25 protein-coding genes are annotated in these 21,296 nt (G+C 71.1%); 18 read left to right on the forward strand and 7 right to left on the reverse strand.

Going from position 1 to position 21,296, the window contains the following annotated elements:
- Positions 1–2: 2 nt before the first annotated feature.
- Entirely contained in the window at positions 3–569 is a 567-nt protein-coding gene (greB, locus tag V4F39_RS11865; RefSeq protein ID WP_332289634.1) for a transcription elongation factor GreB, read from the reverse strand.
- Positions 566–2,755, reverse strand: coding sequence for an AsmA family protein (locus V4F39_RS11870; protein ID WP_332289635.1), 2,190 nt, complete (start codon positions 2,753–2,755; stop codon positions 566–568). The genes greB and V4F39_RS11870 overlap by 4 nt, the downstream gene beginning before the upstream one ends.
- A 155-nt stretch (positions 2,756–2,910) precedes the next feature.
- Here V4F39_RS11870 and V4F39_RS11875 point away from each other — a divergent pair, with 155 nt between their 5' ends.
- From V4F39_RS11875 to V4F39_RS11890, 4 genes are read left to right on the forward strand one after another with little or no spacing between them, the layout of a single operon-like run.
- Positions 2,911–3,612, forward strand: coding sequence for a paraquat-inducible protein A (locus tag V4F39_RS11875; protein WP_332289636.1), 702 nt, complete (start codon positions 2,911–2,913; stop codon positions 3,610–3,612).
- Positions 3,609–4,277: a paraquat-inducible protein A gene (locus tag V4F39_RS11880; protein ID WP_332289637.1), complete on the forward strand. Its 669-nt coding sequence runs from the start codon at positions 3,609–3,611 to the stop codon at positions 4,275–4,277. The genes V4F39_RS11875 and V4F39_RS11880 overlap by 4 nt, the downstream gene beginning before the upstream one ends.
- Positions 4,261–5,967 carry a PqiB family protein gene (locus tag V4F39_RS11885; protein ID WP_332289638.1) on the forward strand — a complete coding sequence of 569 codons (1,707 nt, stop codon included), beginning with the start codon at positions 4,261–4,263 and terminating at the stop codon, positions 5,965–5,967. The genes V4F39_RS11880 and V4F39_RS11885 overlap by 17 nt, the downstream gene beginning before the upstream one ends.
- On the forward strand, positions 5,964–6,605 hold the full coding sequence (locus tag V4F39_RS11890) for a PqiC family protein (protein ID WP_332289639.1): 642 nt from the start codon (positions 5,964–5,966) through the stop codon (positions 6,603–6,605). The genes V4F39_RS11885 and V4F39_RS11890 overlap by 4 nt, the downstream gene beginning before the upstream one ends.
- A 20-nt stretch (positions 6,606–6,625) precedes the next feature.
- Here V4F39_RS11890 and V4F39_RS11895 read toward each other — a convergent pair whose 3' ends face one another.
- Positions 6,626–7,384, reverse strand: a complete 759-nt coding sequence (locus tag V4F39_RS11895; RefSeq protein WP_332289640.1) for a Crp/Fnr family transcriptional regulator — start codon at positions 7,382–7,384, stop codon at positions 6,626–6,628.
- Between the two features lie 74 nt (positions 7,385–7,458).
- On the opposite strand from V4F39_RS11895, the gene V4F39_RS11900 reads away from it, so the two are divergent.
- Positions 7,459–7,863 (forward strand): BLUF domain-containing protein, encoded by a 405-nt coding sequence (locus tag V4F39_RS11900; protein WP_332289641.1) that lies wholly within the window; start codon positions 7,459–7,461, stop codon positions 7,861–7,863.
- A gap of 24 nt (positions 7,864–7,887) precedes the next feature.
- Here the strand turns inward: V4F39_RS11900 and V4F39_RS11905 are convergent, their stop codons facing one another.
- Both V4F39_RS11905 and V4F39_RS11910 read right to left on the reverse strand, forming a co-directional pair.
- Positions 7,888–8,403, reverse strand: coding sequence for a hypothetical protein (locus V4F39_RS11905; RefSeq protein WP_332289642.1), 516 nt, complete (start codon positions 8,401–8,403; stop codon positions 7,888–7,890).
- Between the two features lie 2 nt (positions 8,404–8,405).
- A complete protein-coding gene (locus V4F39_RS11910; RefSeq protein ID WP_332289643.1) occupies positions 8,406–8,963 on the reverse strand; it encodes a hypothetical protein in 558 nt (185 codons plus the stop codon).
- A gap of 435 nt (positions 8,964–9,398) precedes the next feature.
- On the opposite strand from V4F39_RS11910, the gene V4F39_RS11915 reads away from it, so the two are divergent.
- A complete protein-coding gene (locus V4F39_RS11915) occupies positions 9,399–9,809 on the forward strand; it encodes a response regulator (protein WP_378234967.1) in 411 nt (136 codons plus the stop codon).
- A gap of 71 nt (positions 9,810–9,880) precedes the next feature.
- Here the strand turns inward: V4F39_RS11915 and V4F39_RS11920 are convergent, their stop codons facing one another.
- Positions 9,881–10,513 (reverse strand): response regulator transcription factor, encoded by a 633-nt coding sequence (locus V4F39_RS11920; protein WP_332289646.1) that lies wholly within the window; start codon positions 10,511–10,513, stop codon positions 9,881–9,883.
- A gap of 48 nt (positions 10,514–10,561) precedes the next feature.
- Between V4F39_RS11920 and V4F39_RS11925 the strand changes: the two genes are divergently transcribed.
- From V4F39_RS11925 to V4F39_RS11975, 11 genes are all read left to right on the forward strand, one after another.
- The gene (locus tag V4F39_RS11925) at positions 10,562–11,947 is read left to right on the forward strand and encodes a CHASE3 domain-containing protein (protein ID WP_332289647.1); all 1,386 of its coding nucleotides are present in this window, start codon (positions 10,562–10,564) and stop codon (positions 11,945–11,947) included.
- Positions 11,948–12,134: 187 nt separating this feature from the next.
- Positions 12,135–12,299 carry a DUF1328 domain-containing protein gene (locus V4F39_RS11930; protein ID WP_046115482.1) on the forward strand — a complete coding sequence of 55 codons (165 nt, stop codon included), beginning with the start codon at positions 12,135–12,137 and terminating at the stop codon, positions 12,297–12,299.
- A gap of 96 nt (positions 12,300–12,395) precedes the next feature.
- The gene (locus V4F39_RS11935) at positions 12,396–12,782 is read left to right on the forward strand and encodes a hypothetical protein (protein WP_332289650.1); all 387 of its coding nucleotides are present in this window, start codon (positions 12,396–12,398) and stop codon (positions 12,780–12,782) included.
- Between the two features lie 152 nt (positions 12,783–12,934).
- A complete protein-coding gene (locus V4F39_RS11940) occupies positions 12,935–13,318 on the forward strand; it encodes a hypothetical protein (protein WP_332289651.1) in 384 nt (127 codons plus the stop codon).
- Between the two features lie 5 nt (positions 13,319–13,323).
- Positions 13,324–13,941: a hypothetical protein gene (locus tag V4F39_RS11945; RefSeq protein WP_332289652.1), complete on the forward strand. Its 618-nt coding sequence runs from the start codon at positions 13,324–13,326 to the stop codon at positions 13,939–13,941.
- A gap of 237 nt (positions 13,942–14,178) precedes the next feature.
- Complete coding sequence (locus V4F39_RS11950; RefSeq protein WP_332289653.1) at positions 14,179–14,358, forward strand: DUF1328 family protein; 180 nt, start codon at positions 14,179–14,181, stop codon at positions 14,356–14,358.
- Positions 14,359–14,406: 48 nt separating this feature from the next.
- Positions 14,407–14,982: a ferritin-like domain-containing protein gene (locus tag V4F39_RS11955; protein WP_332289654.1), complete on the forward strand. Its 576-nt coding sequence runs from the start codon at positions 14,407–14,409 to the stop codon at positions 14,980–14,982.
- Between the two features lie 41 nt (positions 14,983–15,023).
- Complete coding sequence (locus V4F39_RS11960) at positions 15,024–15,341, forward strand: BON domain-containing protein (protein WP_332289655.1); 318 nt, start codon at positions 15,024–15,026, stop codon at positions 15,339–15,341.
- 27 nt (positions 15,342–15,368) lie between these two features.
- On the forward strand, positions 15,369–15,602 hold the full coding sequence (locus tag V4F39_RS11965; protein WP_332289657.1) for a CsbD family protein: 234 nt from the start codon (positions 15,369–15,371) through the stop codon (positions 15,600–15,602).
- 128 nt (positions 15,603–15,730) lie between these two features.
- Positions 15,731–16,921: an AI-2E family transporter gene (locus tag V4F39_RS11970; RefSeq protein ID WP_332289658.1), complete on the forward strand. Its 1,191-nt coding sequence runs from the start codon at positions 15,731–15,733 to the stop codon at positions 16,919–16,921.
- Between the two features lie 16 nt (positions 16,922–16,937).
- Positions 16,938–17,903 (forward strand): YihY/virulence factor BrkB family protein, encoded by a 966-nt coding sequence (locus tag V4F39_RS11975; protein WP_332289659.1) that lies wholly within the window; start codon positions 16,938–16,940, stop codon positions 17,901–17,903.
- Here V4F39_RS11975 and V4F39_RS11980 read toward each other — a convergent pair.
- Positions 17,885–18,121, reverse strand: a complete 237-nt coding sequence (locus tag V4F39_RS11980) for a hypothetical protein (protein ID WP_332289660.1) — start codon at positions 18,119–18,121, stop codon at positions 17,885–17,887. The genes V4F39_RS11975 and V4F39_RS11980 overlap by 19 nt on opposite strands.
- A gap of 224 nt (positions 18,122–18,345) precedes the next feature.
- Between V4F39_RS11980 and V4F39_RS11985 the strand changes: the two genes are divergently transcribed.
- Positions 18,346–21,291: a monovalent cation/H+ antiporter subunit A gene (locus V4F39_RS11985; protein ID WP_332289661.1), complete on the forward strand. Its 2,946-nt coding sequence runs from the start codon at positions 18,346–18,348 to the stop codon at positions 21,289–21,291.
- The last annotated feature ends 5 nt before the right edge of the window (positions 21,292–21,296 follow it).

Raw genomic sequence — 21,296 nt, forward strand, 5'->3', positions numbered from 1 at the left:
CGTCAGCCGCCGGGCGGCGGGTAGCGCACCTCCAGCACCTCGATCGTCTCGGCGCCGCCGGGGGTCGTCAGCTGCACCTCGTCGCCTTCGCGCGCCTTCAGCAGCGCACGGGCGATGGGCGAGACCCAGCTCACCTCCCCGGCCAGGTTGTCGACCTCGTCGATCCCCTTGATCGTGATCGTCCGCTCCTCGCCCTTCGCGTTCGCGTAGGTCACGGTGGCGCCGAAGAACACCTGGTCGTTGCCGTGGTGCGCCGACGGGTCGGCCACCTCGGCGATGTCCAGCCGCTTCGTCAGGAAGCGGATGCGCCGGTCGATCTCGCGCAAACGCTTCTTGCCATAGAGGTAGTCGCCGTTCTCGGATCGGTCGCCGTTCTTCGCGGCCCAGGAGACGACCTCGACAATCTTCGGTCGCTCGTTGTCGATCAGGTCGAGCAGCTCGGCGCGCAGGCGCTGGTAGCCCTGCGGGGTGATGTAGTTCTTGGTGCCGGCCGGCAGCGGCGGCAGCCCGCCGCCCTCGGCGTCGTCCTCGTCGTCGCGGTCGGTCTCTTTGGTGAACGCCTTGTTCATGGCCGCGATTTTGCGGCCTCCGGCGCACCACGCGCGGCCTGGTCGACGAGCGCCTTGCAGCCGTCGCCCGCCCCGCTGCCCGGGTCGAGCAGCGGCAGCAGCGCAGCCAGCGGCCCCACCGCCACCGCCAGTGCGGCGCCGGCCGCCACGCGCGCGGCGATCGGTCCCGGCTCGACGCCCACGTTCGGCGCGTTGAACGAGCCCGTCACACGCAACGGCGTGCGCAGCGACAGGAAGCTGAAGTCCTTCGGCCGCACGTTGCCGCGCAGGTCGAGCAGTTCGTTGCGCAGGTCGACCTGGCCGCTCACGGCCAGCGTGCTGTCGGTGGTGTCGAACACCGCCACCTTGGGCGTGACCACGCCGTTGCGCGCCTCCACCGCCACCACCGCGCAGTTCAGCGGCAGGCTTTCGTCGCCCTTGATCACCATGCCCAGGGCCTGCGCCACGTCGATGCCCATCGCCTCCACCACCAGGTGCGACAGGGTGCCGTCGCGCACCACCGCACGCGCCTGGCCGTCGAGCGAGCCGAGCAGTTGCGCGGTGGAGGTGCCGGCACCGGAGAGCTTCAGCTCGCCCTGCAACTCGCCGGTGACGTAGGCCTTGACCGGCGCGTCGCCGCTGCGGGCCGCCTGGCGCTCGCGCTGGAGCTTGCCCGCGCCGCTGCGGGCGGTGACCTCGGCATTGTCCTTGCGGGCACCGCGCAGCCAGCCGGCCAGATCGACCCCGCGCCAGCGCAGGTCGGCGGTCCATCGGGGCGGCTTCGCATTGCTGTCGAGGCCTGTGCTGCCCTCGATGGACCCGCCCGCGGTGCGGGCCTGCAGCGCCTCGATGCGCAGCACGCCGCCGTCCAGGCGGACGCGGCCGGCCAGCGGGCGCAGCGGCTCGACCGCCGTGGTGTTCAGGTCCAGTTCGTCGAGCGCGACCTGCACGTCGGCATCCATTGCACGCAGCGAAGGCAGATCGAACGCCCGGTCCGGGATCACGCGCGGGCCGCCGTTGCGGGTGTTCGGCGGCGGGGCCGACGGGGCGCCGTCGGCGCCCACCGAGGGGGCCAGGTCCTCCAGCGCCAGCCGCCGGCCCTCCAGCCGCCCCGTGAGCCGGGGCGTGGCGGGCTGCGGGTCGTACGCGAAGTCGCCACGCAGCGCGCTGCGGCCCACCGTCGCCTCGGCCACCGCCACGTGCCAGACCGGATCGGTCTTGCGCAGCTGTCCGCGCAGCACGAACGGCGGCGTCGTCGGCAGCGTGACGCGCAGCGCCTCGCCCACGGCGCCCAGCGAGGGGCCGCTGATGCGGAAGGCGCCTTCGATCCCCCGGGCGCCGAGCGGATCGTGCACCTGCCCGTCGTAGGCCAGGCGCGCACGGCCGACCACAGCGTCCACCGTGACCTGCAGCGGCGCCGGGTTGCCATCGTCCAGCGACGGCAGCACCTGCGGGGAGGTGGCGGTGATGCGCACCGGCATGCCCTGGTAGCGGCCGCGGGCTTCCGCCCAGAGCCCCATCGCGTCCGGGCCGGCGGACGGCGATGCCGCCGAGGCGGGCGTGGCCGGCCGTGACGCCGCCTCCTGCGTGGAAGCCGCGCCAGGCGCCGCGCCTTCGTTGAGCCGTGCCCGCGCTTCGAGCTGCAGGGCGAGCGGTTCGTCATCCACATGCAGGGTCGCCTGCCGCAGGCGCAGCCGGTCGACCTGCGGCATCGGCGCGTCGCGCTCCTCGGCCGCCGGCGGTTCGGTGCGGAAGAGCCAGCTGGCGCGGCCCTGCTTGTCGCGGCGCAGGTAGGCCTCGAGGCTGCCTGCCTCCAGCGCCGCGAGCCGCAGCGCCTCGCCGTTGCGGAACGCCCGCAGGTCGCTCCAGCGCCAGCGCAGCCGCACGTCGCGTGCATCGACCAGGAACGGTACCTCGGTGCCCGGCGCCGCGCCCACCCACAAGCCGCCGGCGCTGGCCTGCGGCGGCCGCAGCAGGTGCAGCGAGAAGGGGGCGTCGATGCGAACGGGCACGCCCAGCGACTGCGCCGCCTGGCGTTCGATCGGGCCGCGCAGGTAACGCCAGCCGATGGCCTCCGACACCAGCACGACCAGCACCAGGAGCACGAGCAGCGCCGCCGACACGCGCCATGCCCAGCCGCCGAAGCCGCGCCGGGGCCGGGGCGGCGCCGGGTGCGCGGCAGGGGGAGAGGCTGCGGTATCGACCATGGGGCCATTGTCGGCAGCGCGAGGCCGGGGCTCGGTCGTACCGGGCCGACAAGCCCCGTGGGACTCCACCTACACTCGGCGGCGACCGCCCCCGGCATCATGGGCGGTCGCCGGCCTCGGCCGCGCCCCTTCCCCGTCTGAGCCCGCTGCCTGACTTGTCCGCCTCGCACGCCCGGCCTCCGGCCGCCCCCGCCATCGACGCACACGACGCCCTGCTCGCCGGCTGCGAGTGGTGCGATGCGCTGAGCCGCGTGCGCGCCGGCCAGGCCGCCTCCTGCTGGCGCTGCGGATCTCCACTGCACACGTCCTCGAGCGCCGCCCGCGCCGAGGTGGCGAGCCGCCTCGGCGCCGTGGTGGCCCTGCTGGTCGCGGCCTGGGTCTGCATCACCGTGACCCACACCGAGGCGATGGTCTCGCTCGCGCTGCGCGGCCTCGAGAGCTCGGTCACCCTCAGCGGCGCCACGGTGGCGCTCTGGCAGCAGGGCAAGCTCGCGCTGGCGGCAGCCCTCTTCATCACGACCGTGGCCGCGCCGGCCACCGAGATGGCGGCGATGCTGCTGGTCGCCGCCACGCTCTGGTGGCGCGCCCGCCGGCCGGCGCCCGCCGGTCCGCTGCCGCGCTGGCTCCCGCCCGTGCTGCACCTCTGGCAGGGCATGCGCGACTGGAACATGACGGAGATCCTGGTGCTCGGCACCGCGGTCTCGCTGGTCAAGCTGGGGCAGATGGCCACGCTGATCGTGGGCCCCGGGCTGGTGGCGCTGATGGCCTTCATGGCCTTGCGCCTGGCCGCGATGCGCTGGCTGTCGCCGGTCGACGCCTGGTCGCTGCTGGCACCCGCCGAGGTCAGGGCGACATGACGGCCGCGCGCTCCCTGCCGGCACCTCCGCCGCCACCGCCGACGCTGGCGGCCCACGGCCTGCGCCAGTGCCCGGCCTGCCGGCTGCTGATGGCCGAACCCCGGCAGGGCGATGCCGCCGCGCCCGCGCGTTGCCCCCGCTGCGAAGCCTACCTGCGGGGTGCCGAACGGCGCACCGCGGCATCCACCACCGCGCTGCTGCTGGCCGCCGCGGCGCTCTACGTCCCGTCGAACACGCTGCCCATCATGGTCACCCGCTCCGCGGTTGGCGAGCGCAGCGACACCATCCTGTCCGGCATCGTGGCGCTGGCGCAGGCCGGCTCCTGGCCCCTGGCGGCGATCGTCTTCGTCGCCAGCGTGCTGGTGCCGCTGCTCAAGCTCGGGGTGCTGAGTTACCTGGTGCTGGCGGTGCACCTGCGCTGGGAGCGCGGACGGCGCCACCGCACCACGCTGTACCGGCTGATCGAGCTGGTGGGCCGGTGGTCGATGCTCGACGTGTTCGTGGTGGGCATGCTGGCCGCGCTGGTGCAGCTCGGTCCGGCGGCACAGGTGTCGGCCGGGCCCGGCGTGGTGGCCTTCGGCACCGTCGTGTGGCTCACGCTGTGGGCGACGCAGAGTTTCGATCCCCGCCTGATCTGGCGAGATGCCCATGACCAACCCCGCTGACGCCCCCGCCGCTCCGCCGACGCCGCCGCTGCCCGCCGACATCCCAGAGGCCGTCGCGGCGCCGCGGCGCCGCTGGTGGACGATGGCCCAGGCCATCTGGCTGGTGCCGCTGGTAGCCGTGCTCGCGGTGGGCTGGCTGGCGGCGAGCGAATGGCTGCAGCGCGGCCCGACGATCACCGTCCGCTTCGCCAGCGGCGAAGGCATCGAGGCCGGCAAGACGCGCATCAAGTACCGCAACGTCAATGTCGGCCAGGTCACCGCCGTGCGGCTGGCGCCCGACCTGAAGGGTGTGCTCGTCACCGCGGAGATGGAACGCGACGCGGCGCCGCTGCTGGTCGACGACACGCGCTTCTGGGTGGTGCGCGCGCGGGTGGCGGGCGGCGAGGTCTCCGGCTTGACGACGCTGCTGTCCGGCGCCTTCATCGGCATCGATGGCGGCCGCAGCACCGAGACGCGGCGCCACTTCGTCGGCCTGGAGACGCAGCCGGTGGTCTCGGTCGACGAGGCCGGCAAGGAGTTCGTGCTGCACGCGGGCAGCCTGGGTTCGCTGGAGATCGGCTCGCCGGTGTACTTCCGCCGCGTGCGTGTCGGGCAGGTGCTGTCCACCGACCTCGCGCCCGACGGGCAGGGGCTGCGGCTGCGTGTGTTCGTGCGCGCCCCCTATGACCGCTTCGTCAGCAGCAACGCCCGCTTCTGGCATGCCAGCGGGGTGGATGTGTCCTTCGACGCCAGCACCGGGCTGCGGCTGCGCACGGAATCGCTGCTGTCGGTGCTGGTCGGCGGGGTGGCGTTCGAGACCCCGGCCGAGCTCGATGCCGGCACGCCCGCCGAGGCCGGCAGCGACTTCACGCTGTTCGAGGGCCAGGCGGCGGCGTTGCGGCGGGGCGCGGCCCAGGTGCTGGAGTACACCGCGGTCTTCACCGATTCCGTGCGCGGCCTGTCGGTCGGCGCGCCGGTCGAGTTCAAGGGGTTCGTGATCGGCGAGGTGGCCTCGCTGAACATCCGCTTCGACCGCGAGGGCGGCGGCTTCACCTTCCCCGTCAAGCTGCACATCTACCGCGACACCGCGGCGACCGTCGTCTCCCGCGAGGCCGCCCGCCAGCGCGACGACAACGGCGCACGCTTCCCGATCGAGCGGCTGCTGTCCACCCGTTCGGTCGAGCGCGGCCTGCGCGCCCAGCTGCGCAGCGCCAACCTGCTGACCGGCCAGCGCTACGTGGCGATCGACTTCTTCCCGGAGCACCGCGGCGAGTCGGTCGTGAACCTGGCGGCCGGCCAGCACGAGATCCCGACCGTGCGCGACGCCTTCGGCGAACTGCAGGCCCAGGTGGCGCGCATCGCGAAGCGGCTGGAGGAGGTGCCGTTCGAGCAGCTGGCCAGCGACCTGCGCCGCACGCTCGACCGCATCGAAGGCGCGGCCAAGTCGGTCGAGACGACGATGGGCGGGATGTCGCGCGACCTCCTGCCCGGCGTGCGGCAGACGCTCGATGAGGCGCGCCGCGCCATCCAGGACGTGCGCGGCCTGCTGGCGCAGGACGCGCCGCTGCCGCAGGACGTGCGCGGCGCGATGCAGGACCTGTCGCGCGCGGCGGATGCGATCCGCCAGCTCGCCGACACGATCGAGCGCCAACCCGAGGCGCTGCTGCGCGGCAAGCGCGCCGCCCCTACCGAACCGGAGCCCGCCCGATGAACCTGCCCCCTCTGCAGCGCCCGCCCTTTCGCCCGCCAGCCCTGCCGCGGCGTGCACTGCTGGCCCCGGCGCTGCTGATCGCCCTCGCCGGCTGCGCCAGTTCGCCGCCGCCCGCCTGGCACAGCGTGCTGCCGCCGGCCAACGCCGCGGCGCCGGTGCCGGCCTCCGTCTCGCCCGGGCCGTCGATCGCCGTGGGGCGCATCTCGGTGCCGGAGGCCATCGACCGGCCGGCCCTGGTCGTCGCCACCGGCAGCGGGCTCGCGGTGATGGACGGCCAACGCTGGATCGAACCCGTCAAGGCCCAGCTGCCGCGCGCCGTCGCCCTGCTGCTGGCCGAGCGGCTGCCGGGCACCGCGGTCAGCGCCTGGCCGGCCGCGGTCTCCGGCAACCCGCAATGGCGGCTGGCCGCCGACGTGCAGCGCTTCGATCTGGTGCGCGCGCCGGCGGGCGCCCGGCTGCGTGTGGTGTGGTCGCTGCAGTCCACGGCGGGGGAAGCGGCCCCGGCCGCGCTGCGGACCTTCGACACGACCGTGGCCGCCAACGGGGCCGGCAGCGACGACCTGGTGGGCGCGATGCGCTCGGCGATCGCTCAATGGGCGGCGCAGGTCGCCGCCAGCGCCGCCGGCCGGGCCGAATAGGACTCCGGCGGCCGCGCGCCTCAGATCAGCGGCCGCTGCGGCACGGGCTGGGCGTAGTAGTCGGCCAGCTGGTGCAGCATGTTCGGGTCCGGCAGGTAAAGCCAGCCCTCGTCCACCGCGAACAGGCCCTGCCGGTACAGGCGGCGCAGCGTCTTGTTGGTGTGCACCAGCGACAGCCCGACCGCATCGGCGATGTGCTGCTGCGTGACGGGCCACGGCACCCGCCCCTCGCGGGCCATGCCCAGCGACACCGCGCGCTTGTAGAGGTGCACCATCAAGGCCGCGATGCGCTCGGCGGCATTGCGCCGGCCGACCGACAGCAGGTTTTCGTCGACCAGGCTTTCCTCGTGCGCCGCGAGCCAGGTGACGTCGTAGCCGAGCTTGGGAAAGCGCCGGTAGAGCGTCCACAGCCGGTCTTCGTCGAAGCGGCACAGCTCGACGTCGGTCAAGGCCTCCACGCCGTGCGGCGACAGCTCGTGGCTCTGGTCCTGCAGGCCGATCAGGTCACCGGGCAGCACGAAGTTGAGGATCTGCCGCCGGCCGTCGGACATCAGCTTGAAGCGGAACGCCCATCCGGAAAACAGCGTGCTCAGCGGCGCCGGCTGGCCCTGCCACACGATGGCCTGCCCTGCCGCGACCGCCACATGGGCCTGCTTGAACGACTGCAGGAACGCCAGCTCCTCTGGCGTGTTGCGCTTGAAGGCCCCCGTCGCGCGCAGCGGGCACGACAGGCACGACACGGCGGGTGCGACGGAGCGGGCGGGGATGGGGATCAGCATGTATGTCTTTTGACGTAGCGCGCCGCCGGCCTGCCCGGTACGCTGCGGCCGGCCATTGAACAACCGGGCACCGTGTGTCTGAACAACAGCTCTACGAGATTCTCTACACCAGCGAACTCGAACCGGGCGTGCCCGTCTCGGCCATCGCCCATATCGTGCGCCTTGCACGTGCCCGCAACGCCAAGGAGGGCATCACCAGCGTGCTGGTCTTCGACGGCGCGCGGTTCTGCCACTACATCGAAGGCCCGCCCGACGCGGTGCATGCACTGGCCCTGCGCATCGCCGAGGACGGCCGGCACACGGAATTCCGGCGCCTCCACGCTGCCACCCGCGTCGGACCGAGGCGCCTGCCGGACCATCCGATGAGCTACGGCCTCGCACTGAACGAGGCGGACGTCGATGCCGTGGTGTCGTTGGCAGGCGTGGCCGCCGCGGACATGGTCATCGACATCCTGCCCCGCCTCGAGCTGGAGCCCTGACGGCGCACCCGCCACCGGCGCGTGTCACGCGCCGTCGCCGCCGCCACGCGGCCCGACCGGGTCGGCATCCTCGTTCTCCGGGGCTTCGCCGCGCGTACGCAGGCGCTGCCATGTCGTGCGCGCCACGTCGACGCTGTCGGCATACGCCCGGTCCAGCACGGCGCACTGCGCTTCGGGCAACCGGGGCCACAAATGCAGCCGCTGCTGCATGACCACATCGGTCAGCGCGGCCGCCAACTCGGCCACCCGCGCGTCGCGCTGCTCCGGCAGCAGCGGCGCGCCGGCCGCACGCGCAGCGATGCGCTCGCAGCGCGCCAGCGCCGCCTCGTCCGCGGCGCCGGCCGGGAGGGCGGGAAAAAGCGCTTGGCGCAATGCAAGTCCGTAGGAATGGACCTCGAGCGAAAGCTGCTCCGCCAGGGCCTGCGCTTCGCCGACGGCATCGGCGCGGCCGGCCACGACCGCATAGGTCTCGATCAGGCGCTGCAGCCGCGCCTCGTCGGCCGCCAAGCCGGGCAGGGCGACAGGCTTGGCGGCCTCCATGGTCAGCTCTTGCCGAACCGGGCCTTGGCGGCCGCGATGCACTGGGCCTTGGTGTCGCCGCTCATGGCGTCGCACTTTTCCGCGGCGACCTGGTAGTCGGCGTCACGCTTGTCCTGCGTCGCGTCGCGGCGTGCGTCGCCGGTCTTGCGCATCGCCTTGGCGTCGGCGTGGGCCTTCGTCTGCGCGGCCTTGGCCTCCTTCACGCACACGTCCTTCTCGTTGCCGGCCTTGTCGTCGCAGCGCTCCTTGGCCACTTCATAGGCCGTATCGGCTTTGACCATGGCGAGCTTCTCGGCATCCGAGGGTTTGCCGGTACGGGCGTACTCCAGCTCGGCGCGGGCGACCTTCTCCTTCGCCTCGGCTTCTTCCTCGCAGACGTCCTTGGTGTTGCCGGCGAGGCGGTCGCATGCGGCCTTGGCGGCCTTGTGCTCCGCGGCGATGCGGTCCTTGCCGGCCTTGTATTCGGCATCCGGCATGTTGTTGGCAGCCTGGGCGGCACCGCACATGGCGAGCACGCCGGCGATGAAAACGGTCTTGAGTGTCAGGGGGGAGGAAGTCATGTCGGTAGCTCCTTCAGCAGGGAACGGTGGACCGTTCTGTGGTTGGTCTGCATGGGTCTGCAGTGCACGCAGTATCTGGAGCCCCCCTGGGCCGTCGCAGCGGACTGCGCCGCCACGTGGCGTAGTTGGTGTCCTACTGTGTCCGTCGATGCAAGCGCCGTCCGACAGGGCCATGCGCCGCCAACCGATGGGCGGATCGCAATGGCTCGTGCTCAATACGCCTGAACGATGCCACCCGATGCCGTAGACGCCTGCAGCCGGCGCTCCTGTAGGATTCTTCTGACGGCCTGCTGTGCGGGTGCCTGTTAGAGTTTTGCGAGCGCCGGGATCCCCATCGTGCCGTCCATCATCACCACCCATCCCCCTCCGGGCCGTAATCCTTCCGCAGGACAGCAAGCCGCACCGTCCAGCAAAGGCCAGATGCCGCCGCAGTCGATGGCGAATCTCAAGACCTACATCGTTGAAGACAGCCCGGTCATCCGTGAGAACCTGATAGCGACGCTGGAAGAGATGGTGCCGCTCGAAGTGGTCGGCACGGCGGAAGACGAATCCACCGCGGTCTACTGGCTCACGCAGCATGCGCAGCAATGCGACCTGGTGATCATCGACATCTTCCTGAAGGGCGGCTCGGGCCTCGGGGTGCTGCGCTCCACGGTCAACGCGCGCGGACGCTGCAAGCTGGTGGTCTTCAGCAACTACGCAACGCCCGACATGCGCCGCAAGTGCCTCGAGCTGGGCGCCGACAAGGTGTTCGACAAATCCAACGAGATCGATGCGCTGATCAACTACTGCGAGCGGCTGGCGGCCGGCGGCGGTGGCGACACGCACCACGGCGACCTCGTCTGACCGAGTCCCGCGCTTCCCGTCGCCCGCAGCAGGCCCGAAGCGGCCGCCGAGGCGGCCACGCACCCGCGAGCCTACTGGATAAGGCCGTTCTTCAAGGCGTAGTAGGTGAGGTCGCTGTTGGAGGACAGGTTCATCTTCTCCATCACGCGCGAGCGGTAGGTGCTGACGGTCTTGACGCTCAGCGACATGCTGTCGGCCATGTGGCCGATGGTCTCGCCCTTGGCCAGGCGCAGGAACACCTGGAACTCCCGCTCCGACAGCGTTTCGTGCGGCGCCTTGTCGCCGCCGCCCTGCAGGCCGTCGGCCAGCAGCTGCGCCACGCCCGAGGTGATGTATTTGCGGCCACGGTACACCGTGCGGATCGCCGTGACGATCTCCTCGGGGTCGCATTCCTTGTTGAGGTAGCCGCTGGCGCCCTGCTTCAGCAGCGTGGTGGCGTAGTGCTCCTCCGGGAAGCCGCTGAGGATCAGCACCGGCAGGTCGGGCGCCCGCGCCTTGATGGCCGCCAGCGCATCGACCCCGCTCTGGTCCGGCATGGACAGGTCCATGACGAGCACATCCACTTCGCCCTTGCGCACGAGATCGAGCGCCTCGCGCCCGTTGGCCGCTTCTCCGGTGACACGAAGATCCACCTGCTCGGAGAAGAATTGCTTGAGACCGGAGCGCACAATGGCATGGTCATCGACGATCGCGATTCTGATCATGCTCGATACAACCCCAACAAACATCTGAAAAGTCGAAGGCGAGTGTAGATGCAAGCCGCGGCCCTGAACATCCTGGCGCGGGTCAAGCGCAGTCCCTTCGCCTTTCCGCTGGCCCTGCTGGCCGGCGTGGCGATGATCCTGATCACCGAGACGGCCTATTTGCAGGCGACCGGCACCCTCGACGAACTCGGGCGGGCGACGGCCGCGCAGACCCACATCCAGTCCTTGCTGCGCCGCACGGTCGACGCCGAGAGCGGCCAGCGCGGCTTCCTGCTGACCGGACGCGAGCAGTACCTCGAGCCCTACCGCACCGCGCTAGACGAGATACACGCTTCGCAACGCTTTCTGACCGACTATTACGGCCACCGTCCGTCAGAAGTGGCCGCGATCCGCAAGCTCAATGAACTTGTCGAGGCCAAGCTCTCCGAACTGTCCACCGTGCTCTCGCTCTATCGCGAAGGCAAGCACCAGGTGTGGCAGGAACTGCTGCTCCTCGACATCGGACGGGAAAAAATGGCCGAGATCCGCAACGCCGCCGAGCAACTGCTGGCGATGGAATCCAAACGTGTGCAGGCCGGAAGGCAGGGTATCTACGACACGCTCCTGCTGCATCGCATTGGCGTGGCGGCGATGAGCGCCGTCAGCCTGCTGGCGCTGTTCATGTACCTGCGGCAGACGCGCGCCCTCGACGCCCAGCAGCACGAGCGCCAGATGGCGATGCTGCGCCAGCGCGACGACCTGGAGCGCGAGGTCGCGGAACGCACGCGCCAGCTCACCGAGCTCGCCCAGCATCTGCAGACCGCGCGCGAGGACGAGCGCAGCCGCCTGGCGCGCGAGCTGCACGATGAACTGGGGGCGCTGCTCACCGCAGCCAAGCTGGACGCGGCGCGCATCAAGTCGAGGCTCGGCACCACGTCGCCCGAAGCATCGGAGCGGCTCGCGCACCTCAGCGAAACGCTCAACAGCGGCATCGCCCTCAAGCGCCGGATCATCGAGGACCTGCGGCCGTCGACGCTGAGCAATTTCGGCCTGGTGCCGGCGCTCGAGATCCTGGCGCGCGAATTCGGCGAACGCAGCCAGCTCGACGTCAGCAACCAGCTGACGCCGGTGCACCTGAAGCCGGCGGACGAGCTGACGGCCTATCGCGTCGTGCAGGAAGCCTTCACCAACATCGCCAAGCATGCGCAGGCCACACGCGTCGAGCTGACGCTGAAGGAAGCCGACGGCCACGTGCAGGTGAGCGTGCGGGACAACGGCGTGGGCTTCGAGGCCGGACGCCGCCACGCCTCGGCGCACGGCCTGCTGGGCATGCGTTACCGGGTCGAGGCTGCAGGCGGCGAGCTGTCCATCCAGTCGGCGCCGGGCCTGGGCACGCAGGTGACGGCGCAGCTGCCGATGCAGCCGGCGGAGCAGCCCGCGAGCACAGCCACCTGAGTGGCGTCAGCCGCCTCCTACAGTCGGCGCCCGAGTCGACCGACAGCCGCGCGGCCCGCGCTCTCATGGCGGGTGCGGGGCGGGAACCGTAATCTCCTTCCATCGCAGCCCGCAACCCGCTGAACCAAAGGCAACACGGGCGTCGATCCCAGAGAACCACGGGCCCGGCCCGCTTCAGGAGAAACTCATGTTGCACTACGCCGTCGTCTTCTTCGTCATTGCCCTCGTCGCCGCGCTGTTCGGCTTCGGCGGCATCGCTGCCGGTGCCGCGGGCATCGCGAAGATCCTGTTCTTCGTGTTCGTGATCCTGGCCGTCGCCAGCTTCATCATGGGTGCGATCCGAAAGGGTTGACGAGCCGATGACAGCCGTTAACCTAGAAGCCCACCGCGAGGCTGTTCCGACGGTTGACGAACACACTTTCCATTGACCCCACAGAAAGGATCCACCATGGTCTCCCCCGCTTCTGCAACGCCCTCGAAGAGCGCCACGGACATCGCCGACCAAGCGGCCAGGACTGCCGACGGTGCCATCCGGTCGACGCAGCGCGTGGCCAACGAATCGCTGGATCAGCTGTCCGACAAGATCCACGAGCTGCGCGACTCCGCGGTGCCGGCCATCAACCGCCTGGCCAACGAAGCGGAATCGCTGGCGCGGCGCGGCCTGGACTCGGTGCGTGAGCGCACCGCCCAGATCCGCGACGGCGCGGTCCGCGTGTCCGACAACACCGTCGGCTACATCAAGGACGAACCCGTCAAGTCGATGCTGATCGCCGCGGCGACCGGTGCGGCGCTGATGGCGCTGGTGTCCCTCATCAGCCGCTCGCGCCGCGACTGACGGTACGGGCCGGCGCCGAGGCGCAGCCCGTCGGTCGCCACGGCCTCGTGGCGACCCGTTTCCAGCAGGCCCCGTGAGCGGTGCGGGCCTGCGTCGTCTTGCCGGCTTGCGCCGGCAACGTTCTTTCAACGATCCCCAGCCCACGCCGCACCATGTTCCATGCGCTGTTCCGACTCATCGCATCGCAGCCGCAGATGCTGGCCGATCATGCCGAGGCCTACGCCGACCTCGTCGCCCAGGAGGTCCAGGCCGCCAGCGCGCGGTGGCGGCGGCGGCTGGTGCTGGGCATCGTCGCGCTGGCCTCGTTCGGCGTGGCGCTGGTCCTGATCGGCGTGGCCGCGATGCTCTGGGCCGTGACGCCCGATGCCGCGATGCGTGCACCCTGGCTCCTGCTCGTGGTGCCCGGGGTGCCCACGGTGGTGGCGCTGGGCTGCTGGATCGCCCTGAGCAACGAGGCCAAGGGCAACGGATTCGAGACGCTGCGTGAACAGTTCGCAGCCGACATGGCCATGCTGCGTGAAGTGAGCGCCTCATGAGCGGCATGGCTGCAGACCCCTTCGAGGCCGAGGCAACGGCCCACGAGCCGGGCGTGGCGGCCCTGCCGCCGCAGACGCCGGCCGAGCGGCTCGCGCTCTCCCGGGCGCGCATGCGCAGCTTCCTCACCGAGGGCGGCAGCAAGCGCCGTCGCAAGGCCACGGTCGGCGACGCCTCGGGGCTGCCCGGCATCGACCTGCTGATGGCCAAGCTCAAGGAGCATCCGGTGGCTGCCGCCGTCTACGACGCCGTCACCAATTGGTGGAAGAGCCACCCCGTGCATGCGTTCGGCGTCATCGCCGGGGCCGCTGCGCGCGACGCGGCAGGCCCGCTCGTGCGGCGGTACCCGTTGGCGATGGTGTGCGCGGCGCTCGTCGCCGGAGCGATCGTCGTCCGCATCAAGCCCTGGCGCTTCGTGTTGAAGTCCGCCCTCTTCGCCGGTCTGGCCTCGCAGGTGGCGTCGCGGCTGGTATCGGCAGTGCCCCTGGACACCGTGGTCGCGACGCTGATGCGCTTTGCGAACCGCCGTGGCCGGGTCGATGAACCCCAGGCAGGCGACCCCCAGGCCGCGGCCCCGCAGCCCGCGCCGCCGCAACCTTCCGCGGCCGCCGCTCCGCCGGCCTGACAACCCACCCCAACGCCCATCGTTCGAAGTGCATCTCTCCCTCCTCCCTCAGCACTTCGGTTCAAGCGATGGGCTTTTCCAGGCGCGCTTCGGCGCGCTTTTTTTTGCCTTGCCCATGCCGCGCCTGCACGCGGCTCCGTCCTACAGCACGAGGGCCCGACTTCCGATTCGGCGCGCAATCGGCGAAACCTAAAGTGACTTCACCGGCCTTCACCAGGCCTCGCAGGAGAAACAGGAATGCTGAAGTGGGCCGTGATCTTTGCCGTCATATCGCTCGTTGCCGGCCTGCTGGGCTTCACTGGCATCGCTGCGGGTGCGGCCGGCATCGCCAAGGTCCTCTTCGTGGTGTTCCTGGTGCTGTTCATCGTGGTGGTCGGCCTCGCGCTGCTGGGTATCGGCGCCGCGAAGAAGCTCTGATCGACCGCACCTCCCTCCCTCTCGCCAGAAGCCACCCAGAGAACATCCATGAAGTCAGAACGCAAGCCCGCCAACGTGCTCCCGCTCGGTGCCACGGACGCCAGCCAGGAACTGGTGCTGAACGAAGAGGCGCTCGAGGCTGCCAAGCGCAGCCTCGACGAAGGCGCCGTCACCCCCAGCTACGGCCCCTGGCGCGACCAGATCGTCAAGCTGCTCAACGATGCGCTGGCCACGGAGCTGGTTTGCGTGCTGCGCTACAAGCGCCACTACTTCACCGCCAAGGGCCTGGCGGCCCCGAAGATCGCTGAAGAGTTCCTCGTCCATGCGCAGGAAGAAACCGCCCACAGCGAGCGCCTGGCCGAACGCATCGTGCAACTGGGCGGCGAACCCGATTTCTCACCCGACACGCTGACGCGCCGCAGCCACGCCGACTACGACGAGAACACCGACCTGATGGCCATGGTCAAGGCCAACCTGATCGCCGAGCGTGTCGCCGTCGAGGCCTACCGCCAAATGATCGACCTCATCGGCGACAAGGATCCGACCACCCGCCGGCTGCTCGAGGATGTGCTCCGCGACGAGGAAGAGCACGCCGACGAACTGGCCGACCTGATGCAGCAGTGACCCACGACAACCATTACCTATCCACAAGAAGGAGAAGCACCATGTTGAATGCCCGTACCACCCTTGCAGCCGTTGTTTCCGCCGTCGCCCTCACCGTGATGAGCGGATGTGCCGTGGTGCGCGACCAGCAGACGCCTGGCGCCTACATCGACGACGCGGCCATCACCACCGCGGTCAAGGCGAAGCTGGTGGAGAGCAAGCAGGTCGACGCCGGCGCGATCAGCGTCGAGACGCTGAACGGCACCGTGCAGCTGGCCGGCTTCGCCAAGAGCGCGACCGAGAAGGCGGCCGCCGAAACGCTGGCGAGCGGCGTGAAAAACGTCAAGAGCGTCCGCAACTCGATCGTCGTCCGTCCCTAACACCCCCTACCCTACCGGAGCAAGCCAATGAACTGGGATCGCATCGAAGGCAACTGGAAGCAGTTGAAGGGCAAGGTCAAGGAGCAATGGGGCCAGCTGACCGATGACGACTTCGACGTCGTCAACGGCCGGCGGGACCAGCTGGCCGGCAAGATCCAGGAACGCTACGGCGTCGCCAAGGACGAGGCGGAACGGCAGGTGGCGAGCTGGGAACGCAGTGCCACCGACAGCTGGTTCGTCAACGAGCGCGACCGCATCTGACGAAGCGCTGCCCGCCGGGCGGCCGGCGCGTGCCGGCCCGCCCCGGCAACCTGCAGGGCCCGATGTTCCGCCCCGGACATCGGGCCCTTTCTGCGTGAAGTCCACGAGGACAGCCCCGCTGCCTTGCCATGAAGCCTGTCGATCCTCCCTGGTCCGCCCTGACCGAACGCCCCAGATCGAGCGTCGCTGCCGCGACGATCGCCACCCTGGCCGTCATCGCGGTGCTGTGGTGGGGCCAGCGTTTCATGATTCCGGTGGTCGCCGGCGTGCTGCTGGCCATGCTGTTGCTCCCTGCCGTGGGCGCCCTGGCGCGGCTGCTGCGTTCGCAGGCCGCCGCGGCGGCGCTGTCCCTGGTCCTCACGCTGGCGCTGCTGGGAGCGGCGGTCGGGGCCTTCGGCGGGCAGCTGCTGCGCATGGCGGAGCGGGTGCCGGAGATGATCTCCCTGGCCGCCTACCGGGTGGCCGAGATGGAACCGGCGAGCAACACGCTGTTCAGCCGCGCGCGCAATGCCTTGCGGGAGCTGGACCGCGCCGCCAACCGTGCGATGGGGGCCGCGCCGCCCGCGGCGAACACCGCGCCCCGGCCGACCCGTACGCGGCCGGCACCGGCCGCCGCGGCCAGCAGCGCCGAAGCCGCCGCCTCCTCCCCCGCCCTGTCCGACCGGGCGACGGCCGCGCTGCAGGAAACCGCGGTCAGCGGCTCCGGCGTCGTGCTGGAGTTCGTCGCCGACCTCGTCATCATCTTCTTCACGGCCTTCTTCGTGCTGGCGGGGGGCCGGCGTCTGCGGCTGCGGGTGGTCGACCTGTGGGGCCACCGCCCGGCCACCCGCCGGCGCGTGGAAATCGGGATGCTCGAGTGCGCCCAGCAGGTGCGGCGCTACGTGGTGGTCCTGATGATCACCAACGTGCTGACCGGCGTGGCCATCTGGATCGCGTTCGCGGCTGCCGGCCTGCCCGACGCCGGCAGCTGGGGCGTGACGGCCGGCGTGCTCCACATGGTGCCCTACCTCGGCATGGCGCTGATGACCGGGCTCGCCGGTGCGGAGGCCTTCCTCGCGCACGGCACCTGGACCGCGATGTTCGGCATGGCGGCGTTCGTCGTCGTGCTCTCCACCGTCCTCGGCATGCTGGTCACGGCCTGGCTGCAGGGCCGGGCGGCCAAAATGAACCCCGCCGCAGTCTTCATCGGCCTGGTGTTCTGGGGTGCGCTCTGGGGAGTGTGGGGGCTGTTCCTGGGCCCCGTGCTGGTTGCGCTGCTGAAGACGGTCGCCGGCCACACCCGCTGCGGCATGCGTCTCGCCCACCTGCTCAAAGGTTGAACGACCCTCTTCCTCGATGAACGACCGACACGACACCCGAGCCGCCGCACCGCCCGCCCCCTCCACCCCCCACGCGCCGGCCGCCGGCTGGCGCGGCCTGCTCGAGCGCGGCATGGCGTGGCTGCCCGTGCGGATCGCGCTGGCGGCGTTCAACCGCTTCAGCGATGCCAACGGCGCCAGCCATGGCGCGGCGGTGGCGTTCTACGCGGCGTTCTCGATCGCGCCGATGCTGGTGGTCGTCACCAGCGTGATGGTGTGGGTGCTGGGCGACAGCAGCGCCCAGGCCGCCGTGCTCGACACGCTGGCCAACCTGATCGGGCCGCGGGAGACCGAGGTGCTGCAGGGCCTGCTCAGCCAGGCCGCCGCGCGGCTGTCGCAGCAGAACACGGCCTGGGGCTCCTGGCTCGCGCTCGCCACCACCCTCGTCGGCGCGACCGGGGTGTTCGTCGAGATGCGGGCCGCGCTGCAGGCCATGCTCGAGGAGAAGCCCGCCGGCGCCGCCTGGTGGCGCCTGCTGCGCGTGCGGCTGCTGGCCGCCGGCATGGTGCTCGGCTGCGGCTTCCTGCTGTCGGTGGCGATGGTGGTGCAGACGGCCGCGCTGGTCGGTCTGCGCTGGCTGGCCGGCAGCTGGCCGCTGCTGGCGCCGCTGCTGGCGCTGGTGGAGAGCGTGTGGTCGTGGGCCGTCATCACGGTGCTCTTCGCGGGGATGATCCACTGGCTGCCCATCACGCGGCTGCCCAAGCGCCACGCGTTGATCGGCGCTGCGGTCGCCTCCGGCCTGTTCATGCTCGGCCGCTACGGGATCAGCCTGTACGTGGCCACCACGGCCACGCAATCGGCGCTCGGCGCGGCAGGCTCCTTCGCCGCGCTGCTGGTGTGGGTGTACTGGTCGAGCCAGATCTTCCTGTTCGGCGCCGCGGTGGCGGTGGAGATCGGCGCGCTGGCGCGCGCCGGCGCGGATCCTCAGGGCCAGCGGGTGTAGTGCAGCGGCTCGGCGCTCGCGGGGAGCGTGTACACCGCATGGGCCCGTTGAAGGCCCTCCTCGCCGCCCGACGCCTCGGCCTGCACCGCCGCCGCGAAAGGCGCCTGTTCGGCCCGGGCCTGCGCACGATCTACCGCGCCGTCGACCACACCGTAGAAGGTCCACAACAAGAGGCCCGCAGCGGCGCCGCCGGCGCCAGCGAGCCAACGGGACCGCACGCGGCCGCTGTCCACCCGGTGATTCCCTGATGCGTCAACCGAAACATCTTGGAACCCGCGGCCGAGGCCGGGGTCGGAGGGATTCCGTTCCTGCATCGCACTGCTCCTGCATTTCTGTGTCGGGGTGATCGTCGCGCGCGGGTCCGGCCGGCGCAGGCAGCCTGGGCCGAATCGTTCTGTAGGCGCCGGCCTACCGCTCCCCCGTCCTTAGAATCGGCCGGCCGATGCCCCATACCCTCACACTTCTCGTCCTCCTCCCCTTCCTGGGCAGCGCCCTCGCCGCGCTGCTTCCCTCCAACGCCCGCAACACCGAATCCACCCTCGCGGGCATCGTCGCGCTGGTCGGCACGGTGCAGGTCGCGATGCTGTTCCCCGAGGTGGCCGACGGGGGCGTCGTGCGCCACCAGATCGCCTGGGTGCCCAGCCTGGGCGTCGACATCGTGCTGCGCATGGACGGCTTCGCGTGGATGTTCGCGATGCTGGTGATGGGCGTGGGCACGCTGGTCGTGCTGTACGCGCGCTACTACATGAACCCGGCCGACCCGGTGCCGCGCTTCTTCTCGTTCCTGCTCGGCTTCATGGGCTCGATGATGGGGGTGGTGCTCTCGGGCAACCTGATCCAGCTCGTGTTGTTCTGGGAGCTGACCAGCCTGTTCTCCTTCCTGCTGATCGGCTACTGGCACCACCGCAGCGACGCCCGGCGCGGCGCCCGCATGGCGCTCACCGTCACCGGCGCGGGCGGCCTCGCGCTGCTGGCGGGCGTGCTGGTGCTGGGCCACATCGCCGGCAGCTACGACCTGGGCGAGGTGCTGGCCGAGGGCGACCGCATCCGCGCGCACCCGCTCTACCTGCCGATGCTGGTGCTGGTGCTGCTGGGTGCGCTGACCAAGAGCGCGCAGGTGCCGTTCCAGTTCTGGCTGCCGCACGCGATGGCGGCGCCGACGCCGGTATCGGCCTACCTGCATTCGGCCACGATGGTGAAGGCCGGCGTGTTCCTGATGGCGCGGCTGTGGCCGGTGCTGTCGGGCACCGAGCACTGGTTCTGGATCGTCGGGGGCGCCGGCGCGGCCACGCTGCTGTTCGGGGCCTACGCCGCGATGTTCCAGCGCGACCTGAAGGGCCTGCTCGCCTATTCCACGATCAGCCACCTCGGCCTCATCACCCTGCTGCTGGGCCTGAACAGCCCGCTGGCCGCGGTGGCGGCGGTGTTCCACATCATGAACCACGCGACCTTCAAGGCCTCGCTGTTCATGGCGGCCGGCATCATCGACCACGAGACCGGCACGCGCGACATCGGCCGGCTCAACGGCCTGTTCAAGGCGATGCCGATCACCGGCACGCTGGCAATGGTGGCCAGCGCATCGATGGCCGGCGTGCCGCTGCTCAACGGCTTCCTGTCGAAGGAGATGTTCTTCGCGGAGACGGTCTACATCAGCTCGCTGCCCTGGGTCGAGATCGGGCTGCCGGTGGTCGCGACGCTGGCCGGCGTGTTCAGCGTGGCCTATTCGCTGCGCTTCTCCTACGACATCTTCTTCGGCCCGCCGACGGCGGACCTGCCGCGCACGCCCCACGAGCCGCCGCACTGGATGCGCGTGCCGGTCGAGCTGCTGGTGCTGGCCTGCGTGGTCGTGGGCATGTTCCCGTCGATCTCGGTGGGCGCCTTCCTGGCGGCCGCGGCCGCGCCGGTCGTGGGGGGCACGCTGCCCGTCTACAGCCTGGCCGTGTGGCACGGCTTCAATGCACCGATGCTGATGAGCCTGGTGGCGCTGGTGGGCGGCGCGCTGCTGTACCTGACGCTGCGCCGGCAGTTCCAGCGCGGCCGCCTGGCCCGCACCCCGATGACGGGCGGCCTGCACGGCAAGGAGGTCTTCGAGCGCGTGCTGACGCGCCTGGCCTGGTTCGCCCGCTGGGGCACCCGCAGCTTCGGCACGCGCCGGCTGCAGCCGCAGATGCTGTGGCTGTTCGGGGTCGCCGTGCTGGCGGCCGCGCTCGCCGTCGCGCCGCTGGGCATCGACTGGGGCGACCGCGCCACCCTGCCGCCCGCGGCCACCTTCGTGCTGATGTGGTTGGTGGGCTGCGCCTGCGCGGTGGGCACCGCGTGGCAGGCCAAGTACCACCGCCTGGTCGCCCTCATCCTGGCCGCAGGCGCCGGGCTCGTGACCTGCCTGACCTTCGTCTGGTTCTCGGCCCCCGACCTCGCGCTGACGCAGCTGTCGGTGGAGATCGTCACGACCGTGCTGCTGCTGCTGGGGCTGCGCTGGCTGCCGCGGCGCATCGAGCCGGACGCGGCGCAGGGCCCCCGCCTGCGCATCCGCCTGCGCCGCTCGCGCGACCTGCTGCTGGCGGCCGCGGCCGGCACCGGCATGGCGGGGCTCGCCTACGCGGTGATGACCCGCCCCTTCCCCCAGAGCATCTCGCCGTACTTCCTGGAGCGCGCGCTGCCGCAAGGTGGCGGCACCAACGTCGTCAACGTGCTGCTGGTGGACTTCCGCGGTTTCGACACGCTGGGCGAGATCACCGTGCTGGGCATCGTCGCGCTCACGGTGTACGCGCTGCTGCGCCGGTTCCGCCCCGCGGCGGAAAGCATCGAGCTGCCGCCCCAGCAGCGCGACCTGCCCACCGAACCCGGCGCCACCGACCTGCTCGCGCCGCCCACCGACGCACAGACAGCCGGGTCGCCGCTCGCCTTCGGCTACATGCTGGTGCCCGCGGTGCTGGCGCGGCTGCTGCTGCCGATCGCGATGGTGTTCGCGGTGCACCTCTTCCTGCGCGGCCACAACCAGCCGGGCGGCGGCTTCGTCGCCGGGCTGGTCGTCGCCTCGGCGCTGGTGCTGCAGTACATGGTCGCCGGCACCCAGTGGGTCGAGACGCACTTCTGGCTGCGCCCGCAGCGCTGGATCGCCACCGGCCTGGGCATGGCCTGGCTCACCGGGCTGGGCGCGCTGGCGCTCGGCTACCCCTTCCTGACCACCCACACCGCGCACCTGCACCTGCCGATCGTCGGCGAGATGCACGTGGCCAGCGCCCTCTTCTTCGACATCGGCGTGTTCTCGCTGGTGGTCGGCGCCACGATGCTGATACTGATCGCCCTTGCCCACCAGTCGCTGCGCAGCCACCGTGCCGCGCGCGAACCGCTGACCGGCCCGCTGGCCGACGGCCGCAAGCGATGACGCGG

It is taken from the genome of Aquincola agrisoli (genome assembly GCF_036621135.1).
GTDB lineage: Bacteria > Pseudomonadota > Gammaproteobacteria > Burkholderiales > Burkholderiaceae_C > Aquincola > Aquincola agrisoli.

Excerpts from the sequence above, each read along its gene's own strand:
- V4F39_RS11880 (WP_332289637.1), top strand. The coding sequence starts at position 3,609 with ATGACGGCCGCGCGCTCCCTGCCGGCACCTCCGCCGCCACCGCCGACG.
- V4F39_RS11915 (WP_378234967.1), top strand. The coding sequence starts at position 9,399 with ATGGCGAATCTCAAGACCTACATCGTTGAAGACAGCCCGGTCATCCGT.
- V4F39_RS11965 (WP_332289657.1), top strand. The coding sequence starts at position 15,369 with ATGAACTGGGATCGCATCGAAGGCAACTGGAAGCAGTTGAAGGGCAAG.
- V4F39_RS11950 (WP_332289653.1), top strand. The coding sequence starts at position 14,179 with ATGCTGAAGTGGGCCGTGATCTTTGCCGTCATATCGCTCGTTGCCGGC.
- V4F39_RS11910 (WP_332289643.1), bottom strand. The coding sequence starts at position 8,963 with ATGACTTCCTCCCCCCTGACACTCAAGACCGTTTTCATCGCCGGCGTG.
- V4F39_RS11905 (WP_332289642.1), bottom strand. The coding sequence starts at position 8,403 with ATGGAGGCCGCCAAGCCTGTCGCCCTGCCCGGCTTGGCGGCCGACGAG.
- V4F39_RS11870 (WP_332289635.1), bottom strand. The coding sequence starts at position 2,755 with ATGGTCGATACCGCAGCCTCTCCCCCTGCCGCGCACCCGGCGCCGCCC.
- V4F39_RS11930 (WP_046115482.1), top strand. The coding sequence starts at position 12,135 with ATGTTGCACTACGCCGTCGTCTTCTTCGTCATTGCCCTCGTCGCCGCG.
- V4F39_RS11975 (WP_332289659.1), top strand. The coding sequence starts at position 16,938 with ATGAACGACCGACACGACACCCGAGCCGCCGCACCGCCCGCCCCCTCC.
- V4F39_RS11960 (WP_332289655.1), top strand. The coding sequence starts at position 15,024 with ATGTTGAATGCCCGTACCACCCTTGCAGCCGTTGTTTCCGCCGTCGCC.
- V4F39_RS11985 (WP_332289661.1), top strand. The coding sequence starts at position 18,346 with ATGCCCCATACCCTCACACTTCTCGTCCTCCTCCCCTTCCTGGGCAGC.
- V4F39_RS11895 (WP_332289640.1), bottom strand. The coding sequence starts at position 7,384 with ATGCTGATCCCCATCCCCGCCCGCTCCGTCGCACCCGCCGTGTCGTGC.
- V4F39_RS11885 (WP_332289638.1), top strand. The coding sequence starts at position 4,261 with ATGACCAACCCCGCTGACGCCCCCGCCGCTCCGCCGACGCCGCCGCTG.
- V4F39_RS11935 (WP_332289650.1), top strand. The coding sequence starts at position 12,396 with ATGGTCTCCCCCGCTTCTGCAACGCCCTCGAAGAGCGCCACGGACATC.
- greB (WP_332289634.1), bottom strand. The coding sequence starts at position 569 with ATGAACAAGGCGTTCACCAAAGAGACCGACCGCGACGACGAGGACGAC.
- V4F39_RS11920 (WP_332289646.1), bottom strand. The coding sequence starts at position 10,513 with ATGATCAGAATCGCGATCGTCGATGACCATGCCATTGTGCGCTCCGGT.
- V4F39_RS11945 (WP_332289652.1), top strand. The coding sequence starts at position 13,324 with ATGGCTGCAGACCCCTTCGAGGCCGAGGCAACGGCCCACGAGCCGGGC.
- V4F39_RS11925 (WP_332289647.1), top strand. The coding sequence starts at position 10,562 with ATGCAAGCCGCGGCCCTGAACATCCTGGCGCGGGTCAAGCGCAGTCCC.
- V4F39_RS11970 (WP_332289658.1), top strand. The coding sequence starts at position 15,731 with ATGAAGCCTGTCGATCCTCCCTGGTCCGCCCTGACCGAACGCCCCAGA.
- V4F39_RS11940 (WP_332289651.1), top strand. The coding sequence starts at position 12,935 with ATGTTCCATGCGCTGTTCCGACTCATCGCATCGCAGCCGCAGATGCTG.
- V4F39_RS11890 (WP_332289639.1), top strand. The coding sequence starts at position 5,964 with ATGAACCTGCCCCCTCTGCAGCGCCCGCCCTTTCGCCCGCCAGCCCTG.
- V4F39_RS11955 (WP_332289654.1), top strand. The coding sequence starts at position 14,407 with ATGAAGTCAGAACGCAAGCCCGCCAACGTGCTCCCGCTCGGTGCCACG.